Below are 21,159 nucleotides of genomic sequence, written 5' to 3'. Positions count from 1 at the left end.
AGCCGAAGTGGAATTGATGCAGATCGGGCACAAACGACCGGTGCTGGATCTAACCCCGCCGGTCGTGCACGAGGATGCCCTTTCGGTTGCGTTGGTCTGCATGCCCTGGGCCGTGGTTGACATGCCCTCACTCGCGCTGAGCACGATCGCTCCGTTGTTCGAACGGCGCGGAGAAGTTGAGCAGCTCGACGTCGTCTACGCCAATATTCGGTGGCTCGACTTCTTGGTCCGGGAGGCGGGCCTCGAACGTGAACACTACGAACTGATCGTCGATGCTGAAGTGTTCGGGGTCGGCGAATGGGTCTTCTCCAGCTGTTTCCGCCCCGGTATCGACCCACGCCACACGAGCTTCTACGACCTCGTGCGCGACAGCGAGCACGTCGAAGCCTACTGTGCGATGTTCCGCGCGGCGCCCGCCTTCATCGACGAGCTGGCCCGGGATCTCGTGGCGTCGGACGCCGACGTCCTGGGGCTGACGACGACCTTCGACCAGAACATCGCCTCGTTCGCGCTCGCGCACCGCGTCAAGGAGCTGCGGCCGGACGTCGTGACGATCCTCGGCGGGGCGAACTGCGACGGCGTCCAGGGCACGGCGGTCCACCGCGCCCGCCCGGAGTTCGACTACGTGATCCGGGGGGAGGCGGAGCACTCGATCGCGCCGCTCATCGCCCACATCGCGGAATGCCGCAGCGGTGGCGGGAAGAAGGACGACGGACTGCTGCGTGCCGTGCCCGGCCTGTGCTGGCGGTCCGACGTCGACGGAGCCACGGTCAGCAACCCCATCGGGCGGACGCCCGTCTCCATGAACGTGGTGCCGGAGCCCACCTACGATCACTACTTCCGCGATCTGGGGAAGTCTCCGGCCGCTCCGTTCATCGACGTCAAGATTCCACTGGAGGCCAGCCGCGGTTGCTGGTGGGGCGCGAAGCACCACTGCACGTTCTGCGGCCTGAACGGGTCGGCCATGACCCATCGCGCGAAGCCCGCCGAGCGCGTGCAGGCGGAGGCCAGCCGGGCCATCCGCCGACACAACGTGCTCGACCTGGTGTTCTCCGACAACATCCTGGCGCCCGAGCACGTCGTGCAGCTGACCACGGATCTGGCGCTGCCCGCCGAATGGGACGTCCGGCTGTTCGCCGAGGTGAAGTCGAACCTCAACTTCAGTCAGCTGGAGTCCCTTGCGCGTGCCGGTTTCACGCAGTTGCAGCCGGGTGTCGAGAGCCTCTGCACGCCCATCCTGCGCATCATGCGCAAGGGGGTGACCGGGTGGCAGAACGTGCGGTTCCTGCGGGACTGCGCCACCTGCAGGATCTACCCGTCGTGGAACATCCTCGTGGGCTTCCCCGGGGAGCAGGACAGCGACTACGAGGCGTTGATCGACTCGCTCCCAGCCCTCCATCACCTGACGCCGCCCGCCGGGGCATTCCCGATAAAACTGGAACGCTTCAGCCCCTACTTCGACGATCCCGCCCTCGGTCTCCAGGCTCTCGGCCCCTCGCTCAACCTGGTGAGCGCTTACGAGGGGGTGGCGGACGGCCTCGACGACCTCGTCTACGTGTTCGAGTCCGAGCCCGCTGGCCTCTCCCCCGAGACGGGCGAGCTGTTGCGCGAAGCGGTCGCGAACTGGAAGGCCACCGCATCGGTCTCCCGGCTGGTCGCCCTGCCGGCGCCGGACGACTCGCTCGTCGTCATCGACGACCGGCCCGCCTGGCCCTCCCGTGAGCTGGTGCTCCGGCCGGGTCTCGAAGCCGAGGCGTACCGGGCGCTGGCCAAGGGCAAGACGCTTCCCGCGCTCGCTTCCGCGATGCGCTCGCTCGGGATCGCCGTGCGGGAAGGTCAGCTCGAAGAGCTCGTCGAGAACTGGACGGAGCTCGGCATCGTTTTCCATGAGGACTCCACCTATCTGGCGCTCGCGACGGGATTGCGCTGGTGACGAAGCAGACAGCAGAGCGGCGGTCGAACCGCCGGAGGCTCTTCGCGCCGGTGGATCTCCACTCGGTGCGGAGCAGGGAGGACCTCGTCGCCCTGACCCGGTCGGGATACGCCGGGATCCGGCTGACCGGCCACTTCGCCATGCCGGAGATGGGCGACGCCGAACTCGTCTCCTTGATCGCGCTGCTCCGTGACGCCCGCGGGGTCGGTCTGCGGGTTTCGTGGAGCGGCGACTGCGGCGCCCTGGAGGTCGGGGGCCTCCGCCACCTCGACCCGCCGCGGCGGCCGGACGGCTCCTTCGCGTGGTCGGCGCAGCAGGGAGGATCCCTTGTCGTCCGGCGCGGTCCGACGTTCCTGGCCGTCGAGGACACGCGCCACGGGGAGCGCCGCCGCATCGACGTCGACCGCTCGGAACCGGCGGCGGCCGTCCTCGACGAAAGCCGCTGGGGGCGCACGCTCACCCCCGCCGAGGCGGCCAGTCTGGACGCTCTCGAACTGCACGACCTCGTCTTTCGTGCCGGCGACCACGGTGTTGGCATCGCCGTGAGACAAGGAGTCTGGTGTGTCTGAAGGCCACATCCTCTTCCGCAGGACGCTCGACGAGCGGACCGTGTCGCGAGGGCCGGGGGATCCGGCCGCCGCCGTCGTCCCCATGCGCATGGGGACGGCCGGCCTGGGACTGCTCGTCAACGATCACCGCGAAGCCACCCGCATCCTGTCCGACGTCGAGACCTACGGCAGCGCGGGCGAACTCATGGCGAGCGTTTTCGACGAGCCGGACGAGTCGCATCCGGACGCGTCGTCCGAGGCGGTCTTCGCGGTCAACCAGACCGACGGGGAAGAGCACCGTCGCGTACGGCGCGCGCTTCGGAGGGTCATCGACGCCCGCGTGCGCAATGTCTCGGACCAGCTGGTCCAGGATGTGCAGCACGCGGTCGAGAGCGCCCTCGCCCTGGGACGGCTCGACGCGGTCGCGTCGATCGGCGTGCCCATCGCCGACAGCGTGATGTCGCGCCTGCTCGGGCTCGACGAGAACCTCGTCTCAGCCCTGAGGACCGCGGTGTACGAGGGATACCCGGTGCGCGAGCTCGACGCCACGCTCGTCGACTGGGTGCGCGACAGGCGTGCTCACCCTGCCGATGACCTCGTGTCGGACCTGATGGCGGAACTCCCCTCTCTCGACGATCGGCAGGTCGCGGCGAACACTCGACTGCTCGCGCTGTCGGGTGTCGAGGTGTTGGCGGCACTGATTACGAATGGAATCCTCTGCCTGGCGCAAGATCCGAGGACTCAGAGTCTCGTACGCGATGACGAGACGCTGCTGCCTGGCCTCGTCCATGAGGTGCAGCGGTACGCGAGCCCGATTGCGCGGGGGATCTACCGGATGACGAAGGAGTCATCCGTGATAGGCGGGTACGCGGTTCCCGCGGGTACCTTGCTCGTCATCGGGGTGGACGTCTGCAACAGGGACACGTCAGTGCTTCCTGATGCTCACAGGTTCGACCCCACTCGCGGTCGGGATTTCGAATACCTGACGTTCGGCCGCGGGAAGCATTCATGCCTGGGCATTCCGGTCACACGGCTCATTGCGGCGCAAGCTCTGCGCGCGTTCCTCTCGGGAACAACGAGTTTCGGCCTGACTGTGGAGCCGTCAGAGCTACGTTTCCACGATACTGCGGTCATGAACGGTCTCGTCGAACTCCCGATTTGGGTTGAGTGCGCGAACTAGTGTCGCGTGATCCTCATTGCGTCACTTCGCCTTGTTATTGACGAGTTCCTTCACGCTGGTCTGGACGAGTCGGACCTCGACGAGGATCTCGTCGGTGGGGCGGTCCGGGTGAAGGGTTTCGCGTTTTCGTTCCAGGAGTCGATGTAGTCGCGGATCTGTTTGACCAGGACGTTGACGCTCGCGAACGTGCTGCGGCGGATGGACTGCCGGGTGGTGATCCCGAACCAGATCTCGATCTGGTGTGGTCGTACCCCTTCATGGTCAACGCGTTCTCCTCGGCATCGACGCACGTGCGGTCGCCCTCGACGGCGACCACGGCGGTGCGCAGGTCGTCGAGCGCGTGGCCGAGGCGTTCGTCGGCGAGTTCGTAGCCGGTGCGGTGACCACCCTGATGACTCCCCGCCTGACCCGCCCGGCGAGCAAGACCACTCCCTGGACCGGGCCGCCCGGCTCCTTCGCCCCGATCGCCGGCCGTCTCCAACTCCCGCAGGGCGCCTTCACGATCTCCGTGCTGTGCTGGCCGGGAGCCGAGTCACACAGCTGTCAGGTCAGACAGCTATGGCTTGTCGGCGGGGGCTTTCTTAGCCGGCGCTTTCTTCGCCGGCGCCTTCTTGGCAGGCTTCTGCGCGGGGACCTTTGTCTCCTTCGGAGTCTTGCCGGCGGACGGCCCGTCTGGCTGGGCCTGGTCAACGACCGCGACGCCGCAGACGACATCGCGGCCTGGGTCGAAGCCGGCGGGCCGGGCCTGGCCGACCCTCCCGGCGTCCTCGACCTGTACGCCTTCAGCCCGTCCCGCCGCATCCGCCAAGCCGTCGAACCGTGACCCGACCGATCCGGTAACCGCGTCACCGTCCGGCATCCCGCCGCTGCGCGAGCAGGTACGGCGGGTGCCGGCAGCGCCGCGCCGCATCTGGCGGGCTGTTTCGAGTCGAGCGTGCCGGGGCTGTACTTCACCAGGTCACTGGCTGCGGCCACCTTCGGACCGGTGATGCGGTTCGTCGCCGGCGCCGCCTATGCCGCAGACCGCATCACCCGCCACACACTGCGCACCGCCCGCCCGCGCCGACCAACGCACCAGCCGTACCCCGTCGTTCTGTGCCCTGTAGCCCGATGGCTTTCCGAAAAGGGGTCGCCTGCGGCGTAGGATCGGTTGCCGATATCGGTTTCGTCACTGCCGTTCGGCGGGTGTGTGGAGGTGGGGCGGGTGCGGGAGTTCCAGCGGGGTGCGGTGCGGCTGCACATCCTGCACCACGCGGCCGAGGAGGAGATCCACGGCGCGTGGATGACCGAGGAACTGGCCCGGCACGGCTACGACATCAGTCCGGGCACGCTGTATCCGACGCTGCACCGGCTGGAGGCCGACGGCCTGCTCACCTCCGAGCAGCGCGTGGTCGACGGACGCACCCGCCGCGTCTACACGGCGACCAAAGCCGGGAGGAAGGCACTGGCCGAGGACCGCAGGGCGCTGCGGGAGCTGGCCCGCGAGGTCCTCGGCGACGATGCCTCTGACGGCGGCGAGCCTGGTTCAGGAGTCGCGCCGGCCGAGGAGAATGCGGCGGACGCCGTAGGCGGCGACGCCGACAGCCAGCACCGCAGCACCGGAGATCACTGAGGCCAGGGGCAGGGCGAAGGCCAGGATCATGCAGCCGGCCAGGCCGACGACGGGGATGATCCGGACCGGGCGGCCTTCCTCCGGAGTGAGGGTGAAGGCGGAGGCGTTGGCGACGGCGTAGTAGGCCAGCACGCCGAACGAGGAAAAGCCGATCGCCCCGCGCACGTCCGCCACCGCCGCCAGGACCGCCACGACCGCGCCGACCACCAGCTCCGCCCGGTGCGGCACCTTGAACCGGGGATGCACCGCGGACAGGGCGTGCGGCAGGTGCCGGTCACGGGCCATGGCCAGCGTGGTGCGCGAGACCCCCAGGATCAGCGCGAGCAGCGAGCCGAGTGCCGCCACCGCCGCGCCCACCCGGACCACCGGGGCCAGCCAGCCCGCTCCCGCCGCCCGCACCGCCTCCGACAGCGGCGCCGCCGCCGCGGCCAGACGATCCGGTCCGAGCACCATGAGGACCGCGACGGCGACCAGGGCGTAGACGACGAGGGTGATGCCCAGCGCAAGCGGAATGGCACGGGGGATGGTCCGGGCTGGATCCCGCACCTCCTCGCCGAGGGTCGCGATCCGCGCATACCCGGCGAAGGCGAAGAACAGCAGGCCGCCCGCCTCCAGCACCCCGCCGAACGACGCGTCCGCGCCCACATCCAGCCGGGACGCCATCGCCGCGCCGGAGGTGAGGGTGGCGACCACGACGGCGGCGAGCACCGCCAGCACGATCGCGACGATCACCCGGGTCAGCCACGCCGACTTCTGCACCCCGGCGTAGTTCACCGCGGTCAGCGCCACCACCGCCGCCACCGCGACCGCGTGGGCCTGCCCGGGCCACACGTACGCGCCGACGGTCAGCGCCATCGCCGCGCACGAGGCGGTCTTGCCCACCACGAACGCCCACCCGGCCAGGTACCCCCAGAACTCGCCCAGCCGCTCCCGCCCGTAAACGTAGGTGCCGCCCGAGGCCGGATACCGGGCGGCCAGCCGCGCCGACGAGGTCGCGTTGCAGTACGCCACCACCGCCGCCACCGCCAGCCCCACCAGCAGCCCCGAACCCGCCGCACGCGCGGCCGGCGCGAGCGCGGCGAAGATCCCGGCACCGATCATCGACCCCAGGCCGATTACCACCGCGTCCGGCACTCCTAGCCGACGCTCCAGCTCATCCGGCACCCCGGCCGCTGTCGAAGCCCTGCTCATGGCCCACTCCGCCCGTATTACGGTTCCCGATATCGGGTGACGATATATGAGCCGGGTGAACCTGCTCCAGGGGGCGGTCCGGAGCCGGGTGCGATATCAGCCGGTGCAGCCGCATCCGGAGGCCGTCTTCGCCTGTGCGACGGTGAGGCCCGGCGAGAGGGAGGACTCGGCCGGTGTGCAGCACGCGTCGGCGGATCCGTCCGGTTGGGGCGAGGCGTCGGCGGCGAGCGGCTTGACGGCGCGGACGATGGCAGAGTGCATGCCGTCGGCAACCACGTGAGTCGGGGTGATCTCCACATCCGCGAACCCGGCCGCCTCCAGTCCCGCGCGGTACTCGGCGAAGGAGAGGGCGCCTGCGATGCAGCCGACGTAGTTCCCGCGCTCGGCGCGCTGTTCGGCGGTGAGGGTGTCGTCGGCGACGACGTCCGAGACACCGATCCGGCCGCCGGGCCTGAGCACTCGGAAGCGACGCGATCGAGTCACGCGTCCGGGTGTTGATTTCGGAAGTGACGCCCGGCTGACGGCCCGGTCACTCGCGCTGGTTCAAGGCCCTGGTCAGCAGCCGGTTGGCTTCGGGGAAGCCGCCAGTTCGGCTTCGCGCTCCTCCAGGGACGCCTTCAGATCGACTGTCTGCTGTGCGCTACCAGGCCAGCGGAGCGATGCGGCCGCGCGTCGCACGCCGCTCTCACACTGCCCCTATCACGGGGGCATGACCATATGGCCCTGACCAGGTGGAAGACCTCCCGGGCAGCGTAGCGCCGCCTCGGGGCCCACTCGCTCCTGAGCGCCGACGGCACCCGCGTGTCGACTACTGCGAGCGGACCAGTGCCGAGGTCCACCGGGAGGTGGCGAACGCCGGAAAACACGACAGGGTGCACGAGATCTTCTCCAGCACCGGGCGAACGGTTCGGCCACGGAACTTTCACCACTGCCTGTGCCGGCCGTCGGCGTGATCCGATCGTGCCGCGGCACCCACCGCGGGTATCCCGCTCCGTCGGGAAGGAGAGATCACACAGGCAATGGATCATCCCGTCCCGCTCTCCGGGTACCGTCAAGGTATGAGTCATCCGCACCCCGAGCTGAAAGCCGCCCCTCCCCTGCCTGCAGGAGGGCTGCGGGTCATTGCCCTGGGCGGCCTGGGTGAGATCGGCCGCAACATGACCGTCTTCGAGCACGCAGGCAAGCTGCTCATCGTCGACTGCGGCGTGCTGTTCCCCGAGGAGACCCAGCCCGGCGTGGACGTGATCCTGCCGGACTTCACCTCGATCCGGGACCGCCTGGGCGACATCGTGGCCGTGGTCCTCACCCACGGCCACGAGGACCACATCGGCGGCGTGCCGTACCTGCTGCGCGAGCGGTCCGACATTCCCCTCGTCGGCTCCAAGCTGACGCTGGCGTTCCTGGAGGCCAAACTCAAGGAACACGGCATCCGGCCGCGCACCGTGCGGGTGCGGGAGGGCGACCGGCGCGGCTTCGGGCCCTTCGACTGCGAGTTCGTGGCGGTCAACCACTCCATCCCCGACAGCCTCGCGGTCGCGATCCGCACCCGGGCCGGAATGGTGCTGCACACCGGCGACTTCAAGATGGACCAGTTCCCTCTCGACGACCGCATCACCGATCTGCGCGCCTTCGCCCGCCTCGGCGAGGAAGGCGTGGACCTGTTCCTCACCGACTCCACCAACGCCGAAGTACCCGGCTTCACCACCTCCGAGCGTGAGCTGAACCCGGCGATCGAGCAGGTGATGCGCACCGCACCGCGCCGGGTCATCGTCTCCAGCTTCGCCAGCCATGTGCACCGCATCCAGCAGGTCCTGGACGCCGCCCACCAGCACGGCCGCAAGGTCGCCTTCGTCGGCCGGTCGATGGTCCGCAACATGGGCATCGCCCGTGACCTGGGCTATCTGAAGGTCCCCTCCGGTCTGGTCGTGAGTACGAAGGAGCTGGAGAAGCTCCCGGACCACAAGATCACTCTGGTGTGCACCGGCTCCCAGGGCGAACCGATGGCCGCGCTGTCACGGATGGCCAACCGCGACCACATGATCCGCATCGGCAAGGGCGACACCGTCCTGCTCGCCAGCTCCCTGATCCCCGGCAACGAGAACGCCATCTACCGGGTGATCAACGGACTCACCCGGTGGGGCGCCCACGTGGTCCACAAGGGCAACGCCAAGGTGCACGTCTCCGGGCACGCCAGCGCCGGCGAACTCGTCTACTGCTACAACATCGTCAAACCCCGCAACGTCATGCCCGTGCACGGCGAATGGCGCCACCTGCGGGCCAACGCCGACCTCGCCATCCGTACCGGTGTCGACCCCGAACGGGTCGTCATCGCCGAGGACGGCGTCGTCGTCGACCTCGTCGACGGGCGTGCATCCATCACCGGCAAGGTCCCCGCCGGCAACGTCTACGTGGACGGCATGGAAGTCGGCGGCGCGACCGAAGCGTCCCTCAAGGACCGCCTCACCCTCGCCGCCGAAGGCGTCGTCACCGTGGTGGCGATCGTCGACGCGGACACCGGCGCCCTCGCCGAGGCCCCCGACTTCCTGGCCCGTGGCTTCGTCCACGACGACACCACCTTCGAGCCGGTCATCCCCGTCATCGAGAAGACCCTGGCCACCGCAGCCCAGGAAGGCGTCGGGGACGCTCGCCAACTCGAACAACTCGTCGCCCGCGCCGTGGCGAACTGGGCGTTCCGCACCTACCGCCGCCAGCCCCTCATCATCCCCGTCATCATCGACGCCTGAGCCACAGCCCGGCAGCACGGCCCCCGGTTCCGGTCGTGGCGCCGCGGGCATCTCGATTTCGATGGCCCTGGGAGTGCCGGAGGTGAGGGAGTCGCCGGGAGAGGCCGCTGGCGCGGGCGATCCCTCCGCCAGGGCAGAGACGACGGCACACACGGAGCGCGCGGCGTCCAACGGCTCCTGCATGCCGGCCACCATGCAGGCGAAGCCGGTGTCCTGCGAACCGGCACACCGCGTCATTCCGAAGGAATGCGAAACTCGAATTCGGGACGGTCCCACGGCACGGCGGGCGGGTTCGCGAGCGCGGTCCCGATCCGCACTGCACCGACGCGGTGGTAGAAGTCCTCCGCGGGAAGATGCGACACGACCCTGACACGGTCGAGCCCGGCGGCACGGGCCTCGGACCGCATGTGCGCGATGAGCAGTCGTCCAATACCCCGTCCTTGCGCTTCGTCGGCGACGAACAGCAGGTCGAGCTCCGGTGGAGCGAGGACGAGCGAGTAGAACCCGAGGACCCGGCCTCCATGCTCGTCGGCGCCGACGGCCACGAAAGCGCGGTGGGCCTCGATGTAATCAGGACCGACCCGGTAGCCCGCGACTGCGGCCGCGTACTTACCCTCGTAGGCGCCCGAGCCACGCACGAGCCGCGTGAGCCGCTTGGCATCCCGCGCGACGGCCCTCCGTATCGTGATCGGCTGGCTGACGGGGGAAGTGCGTGTACTCATCGGGAGAGTATTTCGCACCGGGGAGTGCCTTCGTGCGGCGGGTCGGCTGCTCGGGCAGGCGTTCCTGCACCGCTCCCGGGTACTGCTCGCCCAGGCCCCGATCGACCCGCGTCCTTGCTGAGGGTGCTCTGGAGAGCAGAGCCCGAGTGCAACGGCGCCCCCGGACACTACGTCCGAACCTCTCGTTCCGGTTGTGGGGCCTCCGGTCCGTACATCCGCCTCCAGCGCATCTCCCGAAGACCCTCACTCTTTCCGGGGACGTTCACGTAGCCTCCACCGCGGCCGTGCGGCACGGCGCCGTGCGCAAACGCCGATCACCTCTCCCCCGGCGCCCCGAGTCCGGTCAGGGCGCCGACCGGGTCCGGATCGGGGGTGCCCCGGGGCCACCAGTCGTCGCGGCCCGGTTCCGACTCGTACGCGTACCACAGTCCGTCCTGGCCGAGACGGAGCTGGACATGGCCGTCGGGGTGGGTGAGGCGGTTGCGCCACGGGCGGAAGGCGGGCAGGTCCGCGGCCAGGAGCAGGGGGCGGGCACGGTCGAAGCGGCCGGCCGGCGGGTCCCAGGGCTCCTCCAGTACGGCGAGGGCTTCCCTCCCGCCCTGCCGCCAGGCGGCGACCGCCCGCGCCAGGTCGGCCGGTGTCCGCCCGGTGGCGGCGGCCAGCGACGCGTACAGCGCCCGGCTTCCGGCGGTGAGGCCCGAGCCGGGGCGGGCGGCGGCGAGCCGTACCGCGTCCTGCCACAGCGTCAGCTCGCCGACCGGGTCGTGCCCGGTGGTGAGCAGGGCGTGCGCGCGGGCGGCGGCGTCCGTGGCGAGCTGGTCCAGCGCGAACGAGTCGGGGCCGCCCGGGGCGTCCGGGTATACCGGCGGCTGCTCGGGGTGGGCGGGCGGGGGCAGGGGCGCGGGGAGCGGCGGCCGGGTGCGGCGGGCCAGGGCGTCCCGGGCACGTATGCCCGGGGTGGGGGCGGGCTTGCGGTCCCGGTCGGTCCGGGCCGCGCGGGCCGCGTTGCGCCGCGACAGGGCGTCGAGCAGGTCGCGCTCGCCACGGCCGCGCAGCAGGAGCAGGACGAAGGGGTCACGGTCGAGCAGGTGGGCGGTCTGGTAGCAGACGGCGGCCGCGTGCTTGCAGGGGCGGCCGAAGTCGGGGCAGCTGCAGTGGGGTTCGAGGTCGCCGGCGCCGGGGAGCAGGCGGACCCCGCACTCGGCGAGGGACTGCGGCATCTGCTTGTCCAGCAGCGCGGCGATGTGCGCGGGCCGCTCGGCGGCGGCGTCCAGGAAGAGGTCCCACTCCTCGTCGGAGAACGTCCTGAGCCGCACCTGCACGCGGTACGGCCGGGGTCGGCTGCCTTGCACATACGCCAGCACGAGCCCCGGGGTGACGGTGATGGCGTCCACCTTCCCCCGCCCCGCGTACGCCCTTCCCCGCGCCAGCCGCGCCGCGTCGAGGGCCCCTTCCTCCAGCGCGGACACCCAGGCGTTGCCCCACCACGTCTCGGCGAACCGGTCGCGGTCACGTACCGGGCGGGCGGGGAGCGCCGCGAAGGTGCGCCGCAGCTCGCCGTCACGTCCGGGGGCGGCCATGGACCGTGGATAGCGGGGGGTGGCCGGGGGCGCGGCGGACGGCGTACCGCGGGGCCTCGCGGACGGTTCGGGTGTGCCCTGCCGCGGCCGTGTGGGCGGGCTCGGCGTCTCGTGCGGGGAGGACGGCGAGGATGTGCCGCTCCGCTCGCCGGACTCCCCCGCGACGGACGCGCTCCCGCTCGGCGGTGCCGCCGACGCCGGCAGTTCGAAGGCACCGGCCAGGAGCGCCCGTACGTCCCGGACCTCGCGGCCGCCCGCCGGAGGACGAGCGCTGCGGCGGCCCCGAACGCCCGTCGGCCTCGGTGCGGCGACAACTCCCCGCAGGGCGCGGGTCTCCTCGGCGCCGGACGGCTCGGCGGCGCCCTCCTGGGAGCGGGTCGGCCCCGGGCTGCCGGACCGGCGCCGTACCTCGGCCGCCGTGGCGCGGCTCTCCGTGCGTTCCCGTTCCGCTTCCTTCCGTGCCGTCCGCAACGCCTCGCGTGCGATGTCGCCGGGCCGTGTGACCGGCGCGCTCTCCCGCGCGGCGGCCGGGGGCGCTGTGGCCGGTAGCTCTGTGGCCTGCGGCGCTTGCGCCGGTTCCCCCTCCTTCGACTCCTCCTCCGGCTCGTCCTCCGGCTCGTCCACCTGGCGGGTGCTCCGGCGCTCCGCGTTCGCCCGCCGCAGCGCCGCGCGCGCCGCATCGCCCGGCCGGGCGGTCGTCGGCTTCGCCTCCGGCTCGGGGAGGGCGACATCCGCTCCCCCGGCAGAAGGCTCAGCGTCGGCAGGGGGCTCGGCCCCGGCAGAAGGTTCGGCCCCGGCAGAAGGTTCGGCCCCGGAAGAAGGTTCCACGCCTTCCGCCCCACCGTGGATCGGCTCGCGCTCCCGTGCCGCGCGCAGCGCACGGCGGGCCGCGTCGGCGGGGCGCGTCGCGTGGTCGCCGCTCGGTTCCCCGCCCGCCCAGGAGCGTTCCTCCCCCGCCCCGTTCACTCCGTCCTCCTCAGCGACACCAGATCCGCCAGCTCGCGGTCCGTCAGTTCCGTGAGGGCCGACTCGCCCGAGCCCAGGACGGCGTCCGCCAGCGCGCGCTTGGCCTCCAGCATCTCCGCGATGCGGTCCTCGACCGTGCCCTCCGTGATCAGACGGTGGACCTGGACCGGCTGGGTCTGACCGATGCGGTAGGCGCGGTCCGTGGCCTGTTCCTCGACCGCCGGGTTCCACCAGCGGTCGAAGTGGACTACATGGCCCGCGCGGGTGAGGTTCAGGCCGGTGCCCGCCGCCTTGAGGGAGAGCACCAGGACCGGGGTCGCGCCGCTCTGGAAGCGGTCCACCATCCGCTCGCGGTCGGGCACCGGCGTGCCTCCGTGGAGCAGGTCGACGGGCACCGCGCGGGAGGCCAGGTGCGTGGTGATCAGGCGGGCCATGCCCACGTACTGCGTGAAGACCAGCGCCGAGCCGTCCTCGGACAGCAGCGTGTCCACCAGCTCGTCCAGCAGGGCGAGTTTGCCGGACCGCGCGGTGAGACCTCCGGTGGTCCTGGCGTCCTCCTTCAGATAGAGGGCCGGATGGTCGCAGATCTGTTTGAGGGCGCCCAGGAGCTTCAGGACCAGGCCCCGCCGCGCGATGCCCTCGGCGGTCTCGATCGCCAGCATCGACTCCCGTACGACCGCCTCGTAGAGCGCGGCCTGCTCGCGGGTGAGCGGGACCGGGTGGTCCGTCTCGGTCTTCGGCGGGAGCTCGGGAACGATGCCCGGGTCGGACTTCTTGCGCCGCAGCAGGAAGGGACGGACCAGACGGGCCAGCCTCTCCACCGCCTGAGGGTCCTCGCCGGTCTCCACCGCCCGCGCGTGCCGGGCGCGGAAGGACTTCAGGGGGCCGAGCAGTCCGGGGGTCGTCCAGTCCAGCAGGGCCCACAGTTCGGAGAGGTTGTTCTCCACCGGTGTGCCGGTGAGGGCGACGCGGGCCGGGGACGGGATGGTGCGCAGTGCCTTCGCCGTCGCCGAGTAGGGGTTCTTGACGTGCTGTGCCTCGTCGGCGACGACCAGGCCCCAGGTCTGTTCGGCCAGCCGGGATGCCGCCGTCCGCATCGTGCCGTAGGTGGTCAGGACGAATCCGCCGTCCACGTCGTCCAGGGTGCGCTCCGGGCCGTGGAAGCGGCGGACCGGGACTCCGGGCGCGAACCTGGTGATCTCCCGCTGCCAGTTGCCGAGCAGGGAAGCGGGGCAGACCACCAGCGTGGGCTCGCGGCGCGCCCGGCGCAGATGCAGGGCGATGACGGTGACCGTCTTGCCGAGCCCCATGTCGTCGGCGAGGCAGCCGCCGAGGCCGAGGGAGGTCATGAGGTCCAGCCAGGCCAGGCCGCGCAGCTGGTAGTCCCGCAGCCGGGCGGCGAGGCCCGGGGGCGGATCCACCGGGCCGATGCCGGCCGTCAGCCGGTCCCGCAGGGCGGCCAGCGCGCCGACCGGCACCGCTTCCACCGTCTCGCCGTCGACGTCCGCGGTCCCGGTGAGGGCGACGGCGAGCGCGTCCACCGGATCGAGCAGGCCCAACTCCCGCTTGCGGGCCTTGCGGACGAGCGCCGGGTCGACCAGCACCCACCGGTCACGCAGCCGGACGACCGGGCGGTGAGCCTCCGCGAGGGCGTCCATCTCGGCGTCGCTGAGCGGATCGCCGCCGAGCGCCAACTGCCAGCGGAACCGCAGCAGTTGTTCGCTGTCCATGAAGCCGGTGCCGTCGGTCGCCGAGCCGGGCGCCGGTCGTACGACCGCCGTCGCGGTCAGGTCGTGTGCCAGGTCCCGGGGCCAGTGGACCGCGACGCCGGCCGCGCCGAGCCGGGTGGCGGCGATGCCCAGCAGGTCGCTCAACTCGTCCTCGGACAGCGCCAGGACGTTCGGCACCTCCTGTTCGGCGAGCCGTTCCAGCGGGGGCCAGACCCGGGCCGCGCGACGGACCGCGAGGGCCGCGTCCACGCGCGCGCGGGGGCCGAAGGCCGCGTCCGCCTCACCGGCCCACAGCGCGGCGGCGTCCACGACCAGCGTCGGATCGGCGAGGCTGTGCACCTGCACGACCGCCGCACCGGCGCGGCCGGCTCCCTCGCCGCCGTCGAACAGGTCGTACGCCGACAGGTCCAGGCGCAACGAGATCCGCACGCCCGCGTCCATGCCCGCGGCGACCTCGGCGGCCCACTCGCGCGCCTCGGGCAGCCGCTGCGGCTCCTCGGCGGCGAACGGCCTGCCCGCGGTGTGGGCGGCGGCCGGGGTGCGCGGCAGGGTGTCCGCGACCGCGTCCAGGAAGGACCGGACGAGGACCTCGGGCTCGGGCAGCAGCAGGGGGCCCTTGCCGGGGAGCGGGACGGCATGGCCTTCGTACGGCAGAGCGGCGGCGATGGCCCTGAGGTGGGTGATGTCGTCCGGCTCCAGGGGTCCCGCCCGCCACGCGTCGTAGCCGTCCGCGGTGAGCCCGGGCAGCAGCCGGCCGCGCGCGACGAGCCGCAGGGCGTGCAGGGCGGCCGCGCCCCAGCAGGCGGTCGCGGGGTGGGCGGCGGGAGCGCGACGGGCTCGCGCGAGCAGCGGCAGGGCCTCGGTGAGGGGCAGGGTCACGGCGGGCACGGTGCTTCTGCGCGCTCCGGACCCGTGCGGCCGGACGACCGTCAGCTCCTCGGTGCCGTCCGGCGGCAGCGGGCCGCCGTCCGGGTCCCAGAAGGCCACCCGGCTCCGGCGGGGCAGAGGCGCGGGCAGGAAGACCGCGGCCAGGCTCTCCCATGCGGGCGCCCGCCCGGGCGCGGCCGCCTCGGCCACCTGCTCCGCCATACGTCCGGTCACCTCCCGCCGCTCGTTCGTGTCAGTCGTCTTCGACTCTACGGGCGGGGTCTGACAATCGGCTCCGGCCGCCGGCCGGGCCCTGCGGGGGCGGGCCCGTCAGGGGACCATCGGTCCGGGGCTCACCGGTCGGGGGATCACCCGTCAGGGGATGGTCCGCGACACCACGTACACCGTCGGGTGCTGCGGCTGGGACGTGTTCACGACGACGTCCAACGTGGGGGCCGGGTTCTTCTGCGCACGGGTCAGGCCGTACCAGGGGCCCTGCCCGGTGAAGGACCAGCTGACGACGTGCTGGTCGCGCGTGCTGATGGCGATGTCGCTCGCCTTCAGAGAGGACCGGGTGGCCTTGAGGGTCGACAGGAACCGGTTCAGTCCGTCGTCGCTGGTCGTGAACTGCACGTACAGCCGACTGGTCTTCCAGTTGTTCGTCTCGTACGACGCGATCTTCGTCGCGTCCGGCGGGATCCACACCTGGTAGAGGTGGCGCTGCAGCCACGAGGGCCGGCCGGGGACGAGGCCGGTCGCCGCGTACTTCGCCTCCTTGTCCTTGCCACTGTTGCGGGACTGGTTGGCGGAGATGATCAGGTACCCGGCGGGCACGCCGATGAGCAGCACGATGATCAGCAGGGTCAGCGCCCGGCGGCGGATGGTGCGCCGACGGTCCTCCGGCGGGCGCGGCGGCTCACCGGGAGGTGACGACTGGCGCGGCAGTGAGGCGGCGGCCGTCACAGCAGTCCCTTGGTGGTGCGGCGGGACTCCGTATACCGCTCGTACCGCTCGTACCGCTCCACCCGGCGCCGGTTGGCGCGCCGGAAGCGGCGGGCCACCAGCCGGGCGAGGTCCGCGGCGCCGACCATGCCGGCCTCGGGGCCCAGCTGGGCGCGGGCGATACGCGCCTCGGGGCGGTAGCCGCGGCCGGTGAGGTGGCGCCTGAAGGCGTCCCGGGCCGGGCCGATCAGCAGGTCGTCGGCCGCGCTGACGCCGCCGCCGATCACGAAGCAGGACGGGTCGAGGGCAGCCGCGAGGTTCGCGATGCCGACGCCGAGCCACTGGCCGATGTCCTGGAGCAGCTCGATGCACATGGCGTCGCCCTCACGCGCCAGCTCGGTGATCATCGGGCCGGTGATGTCGGAGATGTTGCCCTTGACGTGCTCGATGATCCCGTACGCCACCGGGGAGTCGGCGGCGGCCAGCTCCCTGGCCTCGCGGACCAGGGCGTTGCCGGAGCTGTACTGCTCCCAGCAGCCGCGGTTGCCGCACGGGCAGCGGTGGCCGCCGGGCACGACCTGCATATGGCCGAACTCGCCCGCGACCCCGTACTTGCCGCGCTTGACCTGGCCGTCCTCCAGGATGGCGCCGCCGATGCCGGTGCCCAGAGTGATCATGACGAGGTGGTCCTCGCCGCGGCCGGCGCCGAAGCGCCACTCGGCCCAGGCGGCGGCGTTGGCGTCGTTGTCGACCAGGACCGGGACGGCGAGCCGCTCGGCGAGACGGTCGCGCAGGGGCTCGTTGCGCCAGGACAGGTGCGGGGCGAACAGGACGCGGTTGCGGTCCGCGTCCACCCAGCCGGCCGCGCCGATGCCGACGGCGTGCACGTCGTGCCGGTCGGACAGGTCCAGGACGAGCTCCACGATGGTGTCCTCGACGACCTTGGGGCTCTTGGACTTGTCGGGCGTCTCGGTGCGGAGCTTCTCCAGGATGTTGCCGTCGGCGTCGACGACGCCGGCCATCACCTTCGTGCCGCCGATGTCGATGCCGACCGTGGGGACGCGCGGCGCCGACAGATGGGAACGGCGCTCGCGCGTGCCGACGGTCCGCAGGACGGTGGCCCGGGCGGAGCCGCGGTGGGTGAAGTCGCGGTAGGTGCTCACCGGCCCGATTCTGCCGCACGCGCACGTTGGCCTGCACTGTGGGCCCCTTCGCCGCACCGGGGTCTTGGACCGAGCCCGGCGGGGGGCGCCCCCTACGGAGCGCGTTCCAGCTCGTGGCGCAGATCGTCCAGCTCCTCACCGCCCGCCATCTGGCGTGTCAGCTCCTCCAGGGTGATCTCCTCACGGACGTGGTTGGCGATCATCGTGCCGCGCTTGAGGAGGACGAACCGGTCGCCCACCAGGTACGCGTGGTGGGGGTTGTGGGTGATGAAAACAACACCAAGGCCCGCGTCCCGTGCGGCGGCCACGTATTTGAGGACCACACCTGACTGTTTGACGCCGAGTGCCGCCGTCGGCTCGTCCAGGACCAGGACCTTCGCGCCGAAGTACACCGCGCGGGCGATCGCCACGCACTGGCGTTCACCGCCCGAGAGGGTCCCGATGGGCTGGTCGACGTCGCGCAGGTCGATGCCCATGCGCAGCAGTTCCTCGCGTGTCGTGCGGCGCATGAGGTCGACGTCCAGGCGCTTGAAGGGCCCCCTGCCCCTGCGGGGCTCGGAGCCGAGGAAGAAGTTCCGCCACACCGGCATCAGTCCCACGACGGCCAGGTCCTGGTAGACCGTGGCGATACCGCGGTCGAGGGCCTCGCGCGGGGAGGACAGACGGGTCTCCTCGCCGTCGATGCGCAGCAGGCCCTCGTCGTGCCGGTGCAGCCCCGCGATGATCTTGATCAGGGTGGACTTGCCCGCGCCGTTGTCCCCGAGGACACAGGTGATCTCGCCCGGGTGCACTTCCAGGGATACGCCTTCGAGGGCGCGGACGTTGCCGTAGTGCTTGCCGACGCCGGACAGTTCCACGAGTGCCGTGCGCGCCTGGGTCCGCGTCACTTGCCGGCCTCCGCACGCTTGCGGACCCAGGCGTTGAGCAGGGTCGCGAGGAGGAGCATCGCTCCGAGGAAGAACTTGAACCAGTCGGGGTTCCACTCGGCGAAGACGATGCCCTTGCTGGTCATGCCGAAGATGAACGCGCCGACCGCCGAGCCGGCCGCGGACCCGTGGCCGCCGGTGATCAGGCAGCCGCCGATGACGGCAGCGATGATGTAGATCAGCTCGTTGCCGACTCCCTCCCCGGACTGCACGACGTCGTACGAGAACAGCAGGTGCTGCCCGGAGATCCAGGCGCCGAGCGCCACGCCCATGTACAGGCCGGTCTTCGTCCTGGCGACCGGGACGCCGACCGCGCGGGCCGCGTCCTTGTTGCCGCCGACCGCGAAGACCCAGTTGCCGGCGCGGGTGCGCAGCAGGATCCAGGAGGCCAGGGCGACCAGGGCGAACCACCACAGGATGGTGATCTTGAAGCCGACGCCGCCGAGGGTGAGCGTGGCGGCGAACACGGCCCGCGCCGAGGCGAAGCCGTCCATGTCGGAGATCGACTTGGTGGAGACCGTGCCGCTGATCAGCTTGGTGAAGCCGAGGTTCATGCCGGCGAGCATCAGGAACGTACCGAGCGTGACGATGAAGCTCGGCAGCCTCGTACGGCTGAGCATGATGCCGTTGAAGGCGCCGACCACCAGAGTGACCAGCAGCGACACCCCGACGCCGACCCAGACGTTCGCGGTCATCCGGTAGCTGAACATCGACGAGACGAGCGCGGAGAACGTCACCAGGACGCCCGCGGACAGGTCGAACTCGCCGCCGATCATCAGCAGCGCGACCGGGACGGCCATGATGCCGATCGTGGAGGCCGCGTACAGAACGGTGCTGAGGCTGGAGGCGCGCAGGAAGCTGTCGGCGGCGATCGAGAAGAACAGGAAGACGGCGAGTGCGCCGACCACCGAGCCCAGCTCGGGCCGGCCGAGGAGCCTCTTCAGCGGTGAGGTCTTCAGGAGCCGTTCGTCCCGGGGCCGGCCGGGGCGCGGTTCCGCGGCGCGCTCCGGGGCGGAGGCCGGGGCGGTGGCGGTCATCGGGTCCCCCGCTTCGTGTACTGCTCGAGGGCGGCGGCCTGGTCCTTGGTGACGATCTGCGGTCCGGTCAGCACCGGCTTGCCGCCGCCGAGGGCGTTCGCGTTGTACTTGTGGAGCCAGAGCTGGTCGACCGCCTCATAGCCCTGGAGGTAGGGCTGCTGGTCGACGGCGAAGCCGAGGATTCCGTCCTTCAGCTCTCCGGCCACCTTGGCGTTGAGGTCGAAGGTGTCGATCTCCGCCCGGCTGCCGGCGTCGGCCTTGGCCTTCACCGCGGTGTCGGCGTAGGGGGCGCCTAGGGTGACGACGGCGTCGACGGACGGGTCCGCCTGGAGCCGCGCGCCGACGGCGGACTGCACGTCGGGCATGTTGGTGCCGTTGACGTACAGGTTCTCGACCGTGCCGTGGAAGGTCTTCCTGACGCCCGCGCAGCGCTGTTCGTGGCCGACGTTGCCCTGCTCGTGCAGCACGCACAGGACCTTCTTCCTGCCGCGCCTGTCGAGCTCGTCGCCGACGGCCTCGCCCGCGATGGTCTCGTCCTGGCCGATGTGGGCGAGCGCGCCGAACGCCTTGGACTGAGCGGATCCGGAGTTCACGGTGACCACCGGGATGCCGGCCTTCTCCGCCCGGGTGACGGCGGCCTTCAGCGCGGCGGGCTTGGCCAGCGTGACGATGATGCCGTCCACCTTCTGGTCGACGGCTGCGTCCACGAGCTGCGCCTGCTGCTGCGCCTCGGCGCTGTGCGAGTACAGGAAGTCGATGTTGTCCTTGACGGCGGCCTGCTCGGCGCCGCTCTGCACGATGTCCCAGAAGGTGTCGCCATCACCCGAGTGAGTGATCATCGCGAAGGTCCAGCGGGGGGTGTTCACCGCTGCCCTGCCCAGGGCCGCGGCCTCCCGGGCGTCCTCGGCGCGCTTGCCGCCGTGGCTGCTGCACCCCGATAGCGAGAGGCCGAGCGCTCCTGCGAGCGCGATGGTTGCCCAGGTTCTGGTCCGTGCCACGTGGCCGTGCCCTTCTTGCATGGTCCCTGCAGTTGCTTGGAATGACCAAGTATCGCCGACCGCTGATCGACGCCGCAGGTCAGGGCCTGGTAGGGCCGGGGAAGGGGCAGGGAGGGATGGAGTGCAGGGAGGAACGGGGTGCGGGTGGCGGGGCGGGGGGACCGTGCGCCCCGGCTGGCTCAGGAGCGTACGAGCAGCTGGAATTCGAACGAGTAGCGCGAGGCGCGGTAGGTGTGGGTGCCGAACTCCACGGCACGACCCGTGTCGTCGAATGTGGTGCGCTGCATGGTGAGCAACGGGGCTCCCTCGGGCTCGCCGAGTCGTTCGCCCTCGCCCCGGCCGGCTACGCGGGCCCCGATGGACTGCCGGGCGCTGTGCAGGGTGATGCCGGCGGCGCGCATCAGCCGGTAGAGGCCGGTGGCCTCCAGCTGGTCGCTGTCGAGGTCGAGCAGGCCGGTCGGCAGGTAGTTGCACAGGTACGCCATCGGCTCGCCGTGCGCGAGGCGCAGCCGTTCGACCTGGTGCACCTCCATGCCCTCGGGGACACCGAGCGCGGCGGCGACCTCGGCGGAGGCGGGCGCGAAGGTGTTGACGAGGACCCGGGTCGCGGGGCGCTGCCCGGCCGCCTCCAGGTCGTCGTAGAGGCTGCTCAGCTCCAGGCCGCGCTTGACCTGGCTGTGCACGACCTGGGTGCCGACGCCGCGGCGGCGTACGAGCAGGCCCTTGTCGACCAGGGACTGGATGGCCTGCCGGACCGTGGGCCGGGACAGGCCGAGCCGCCCGGCCAGTTCGATCTCGTTCCCCAGCAGGCTGCCCGGCGTCAGCTCGCCGTGCTCGATCGCGGCCTCCAGCTGCTGGGCCAGCTGGAAGTAGAGCGGCACCGGACTGCTCCGGTCGACGCTGAGCTGGAGCGGGACGGTGGGGTCCACATCTGGTTTCGGCACGGGGCGAGCGTAGCTCCGGCGCTTGTTGACGGGAAGTTGTGTAGTCCGGTTGTCCGGACAAAGCATTGACATAGTG

The 21,159-nt window shown here is 71.4% G+C and carries 15 protein-coding genes and 3 pseudogenes; 6 read left to right on the top strand and 12 right to left on the bottom strand.

Annotated features, from left to right (window positions below):
* The first annotated feature begins 16 nt into the window (after positions 1-16).
* Genes ACZ7L1_RS02245 through ACZ7L1_RS02235 form a run of 3 tightly spaced genes read left to right on the top strand, consistent with a single transcriptional unit; the run spans position 17 to position 3,661 of the window.
* On the top strand, positions 17-1,933 hold the full coding sequence (locus ACZ7L1_RS02245) for a RiPP maturation radical SAM C-methyltransferase (RefSeq protein WP_471433535.1): 1,917 nt from the start codon (positions 17-19) through the stop codon (positions 1,931-1,933).
* The gene (locus ACZ7L1_RS02240; protein WP_471433422.1) at positions 1,930-2,502 is read left to right on the top strand and encodes a DUF5825 family protein; all 573 of its coding nucleotides are present in this window, start codon (positions 1,930-1,932) and stop codon (positions 2,500-2,502) included. Before ACZ7L1_RS02245 ends, ACZ7L1_RS02240 begins: the two co-directional genes overlap by 4 nt.
* Complete coding sequence (locus ACZ7L1_RS02235) at positions 2,495-3,661, top strand: cytochrome P450 (protein WP_471433420.1); 1,167 nt, start codon at positions 2,495-2,497, stop codon at positions 3,659-3,661. Before ACZ7L1_RS02240 ends, ACZ7L1_RS02235 begins: the two co-directional genes overlap by 8 nt.
* Positions 3,662-3,932: 271 nt before the next feature.
* Here ACZ7L1_RS02235 and ACZ7L1_RS02230 read toward each other — a convergent pair.
* Positions 3,933-4,046: pseudogene (locus ACZ7L1_RS02230) on the bottom strand (transcriptional regulator); the annotation flags it as partial.
* Positions 4,047-4,316: 270 nt separating this feature from the next.
* Here ACZ7L1_RS02230 and ACZ7L1_RS02225 point away from each other — a divergent pair.
* A pseudogene (locus tag ACZ7L1_RS02225) lies at positions 4,317-4,484 on the top strand ((2Fe-2S) ferredoxin domain-containing protein); the annotation flags it as partial.
* A 381-nt stretch (positions 4,485-4,865) separates the two neighbouring features.
* The gene (locus ACZ7L1_RS02220; protein WP_471433419.1) at positions 4,866-5,273 is read left to right on the top strand and encodes an Rv3488 family transcriptional regulator; all 408 of its coding nucleotides are present in this window, start codon (positions 4,866-4,868) and stop codon (positions 5,271-5,273) included.
* Here ACZ7L1_RS02220 and ACZ7L1_RS02215 read toward each other — a convergent pair.
* Together ACZ7L1_RS02215 and ACZ7L1_RS02210 are read right to left on the bottom strand one after the other, a co-directional pair.
* Complete coding sequence (locus ACZ7L1_RS02215) at positions 5,187-6,464, bottom strand: APC family permease (protein WP_471433418.1); 1,278 nt, start codon at positions 6,462-6,464, stop codon at positions 5,187-5,189. The genes ACZ7L1_RS02220 and ACZ7L1_RS02215 overlap by 87 nt on opposite strands.
* Before the next feature lie 96 nt (positions 6,465-6,560).
* A pseudogene (locus ACZ7L1_RS02210) lies at positions 6,561-6,932 on the bottom strand (arsenite S-adenosylmethyltransferase); the annotation flags it as partial.
* A gap of 590 nt (positions 6,933-7,522) precedes the next feature.
* Here ACZ7L1_RS02210 and ACZ7L1_RS02205 point away from each other — a divergent pair.
* Positions 7,523-9,208: a ribonuclease J gene (locus ACZ7L1_RS02205; RefSeq protein ID WP_471433416.1), complete on the top strand. Its 1,686-nt coding sequence runs from the start codon at positions 7,523-7,525 to the stop codon at positions 9,206-9,208.
* 233 nt (positions 9,209-9,441) lie between these two features.
* Here ACZ7L1_RS02205 and ACZ7L1_RS02200 read toward each other — a convergent pair whose 3' ends face one another.
* The 9 genes from ACZ7L1_RS02200 to ACZ7L1_RS02160 form a co-directional block, all read right to left on the bottom strand.
* On the bottom strand, positions 9,442-9,930 hold the full coding sequence (locus ACZ7L1_RS02200; protein ID WP_471433415.1) for a GNAT family N-acetyltransferase: 489 nt from the start codon (positions 9,928-9,930) through the stop codon (positions 9,442-9,444).
* A 314-nt stretch (positions 9,931-10,244) separates the two neighbouring features.
* Positions 10,245-12,476, bottom strand: coding sequence for an SWIM zinc finger family protein (locus tag ACZ7L1_RS02195; protein WP_471433413.1), 2,232 nt, complete (start codon positions 12,474-12,476; stop codon positions 10,245-10,247).
* Positions 12,473-15,295 carry a DEAD/DEAH box helicase gene (locus ACZ7L1_RS02190; protein WP_471433411.1) on the bottom strand — a complete coding sequence of 941 codons (2,823 nt, stop codon included), beginning with the start codon at positions 15,293-15,295 and terminating at the stop codon, positions 12,473-12,475. Before ACZ7L1_RS02190 ends, ACZ7L1_RS02195 begins: the two co-directional genes overlap by 4 nt.
* Positions 15,296-15,448: 153 nt before the next feature.
* Positions 15,449-16,036 carry a sugar kinase gene (locus tag ACZ7L1_RS02185; RefSeq protein ID WP_471433409.1) on the bottom strand — a complete coding sequence of 196 codons (588 nt, stop codon included), beginning with the start codon at positions 16,034-16,036 and terminating at the stop codon, positions 15,449-15,451.
* Positions 16,033-17,178 (bottom strand): ROK family glucokinase, encoded by a 1,146-nt coding sequence (locus ACZ7L1_RS02180; protein WP_471433408.1) that lies wholly within the window; start codon positions 17,176-17,178, stop codon positions 16,033-16,035. The genes ACZ7L1_RS02185 and ACZ7L1_RS02180 overlap by 4 nt, the downstream gene beginning before the upstream one ends.
* A gap of 92 nt (positions 17,179-17,270) precedes the next feature.
* A complete protein-coding gene (locus tag ACZ7L1_RS02175) occupies positions 17,271-18,065 on the bottom strand; it encodes an ATP-binding cassette domain-containing protein (protein WP_471433407.1) in 795 nt (264 codons plus the stop codon).
* Entirely contained in the window at positions 18,062-19,141 is a 1,080-nt protein-coding gene (locus tag ACZ7L1_RS02170; protein ID WP_471433406.1) for an ABC transporter permease, read from the bottom strand. Before ACZ7L1_RS02170 ends, ACZ7L1_RS02175 begins: the two co-directional genes overlap by 4 nt.
* Complete coding sequence (locus tag ACZ7L1_RS02165; RefSeq protein ID WP_471433405.1) at positions 19,138-20,139, bottom strand: sugar ABC transporter substrate-binding protein; 1,002 nt, start codon at positions 20,137-20,139, stop codon at positions 19,138-19,140. The genes ACZ7L1_RS02170 and ACZ7L1_RS02165 overlap by 4 nt, the downstream gene beginning before the upstream one ends.
* Positions 20,140-20,318: 179 nt before the next feature.
* A complete protein-coding gene (locus tag ACZ7L1_RS02160; RefSeq protein WP_258053531.1) occupies positions 20,319-21,068 on the bottom strand; it encodes a GntR family transcriptional regulator in 750 nt (249 codons plus the stop codon).
* Positions 21,069-21,159 lie beyond the last annotated feature (91 nt).

The sequence above is a fragment of the Streptomyces sp. NPDC107546 genome (assembly GCF_055639175.1).
Note: the sequence above shows the minus strand (reverse complement) of the source record. Positions and strands in the feature narration are given on the sequence as shown.

Coding starts and splice junctions, on each gene's coding strand:
- ACZ7L1_RS02245 (WP_471433535.1), top strand. CDS start 17: ATGCAGATCGGGCACAAACGACCGGTGCTGGATCTAACCCCGCCGGTC.
- ACZ7L1_RS02215 (WP_471433418.1), bottom strand. CDS start 6,464: ATGAGCAGGGCTTCGACAGCGGCCGGGGTGCCGGATGAGCTGGAGCGT.
- ACZ7L1_RS02205 (WP_471433416.1), top strand. CDS start 7,523: ATGAGTCATCCGCACCCCGAGCTGAAAGCCGCCCCTCCCCTGCCTGCA.
- ACZ7L1_RS02200 (WP_471433415.1), bottom strand. CDS start 9,930: ATGAGTACACGCACTTCCCCCGTCAGCCAGCCGATCACGATACGGAGG.
- ACZ7L1_RS02190 (WP_471433411.1), bottom strand. CDS start 15,295: ATGGCGGAGCAGGTGGCCGAGGCGGCCGCGCCCGGGCGGGCGCCCGCA.
- ACZ7L1_RS02170 (WP_471433406.1), bottom strand. CDS start 19,141: ATGACCGCCACCGCCCCGGCCTCCGCCCCGGAGCGCGCCGCGGAACCG.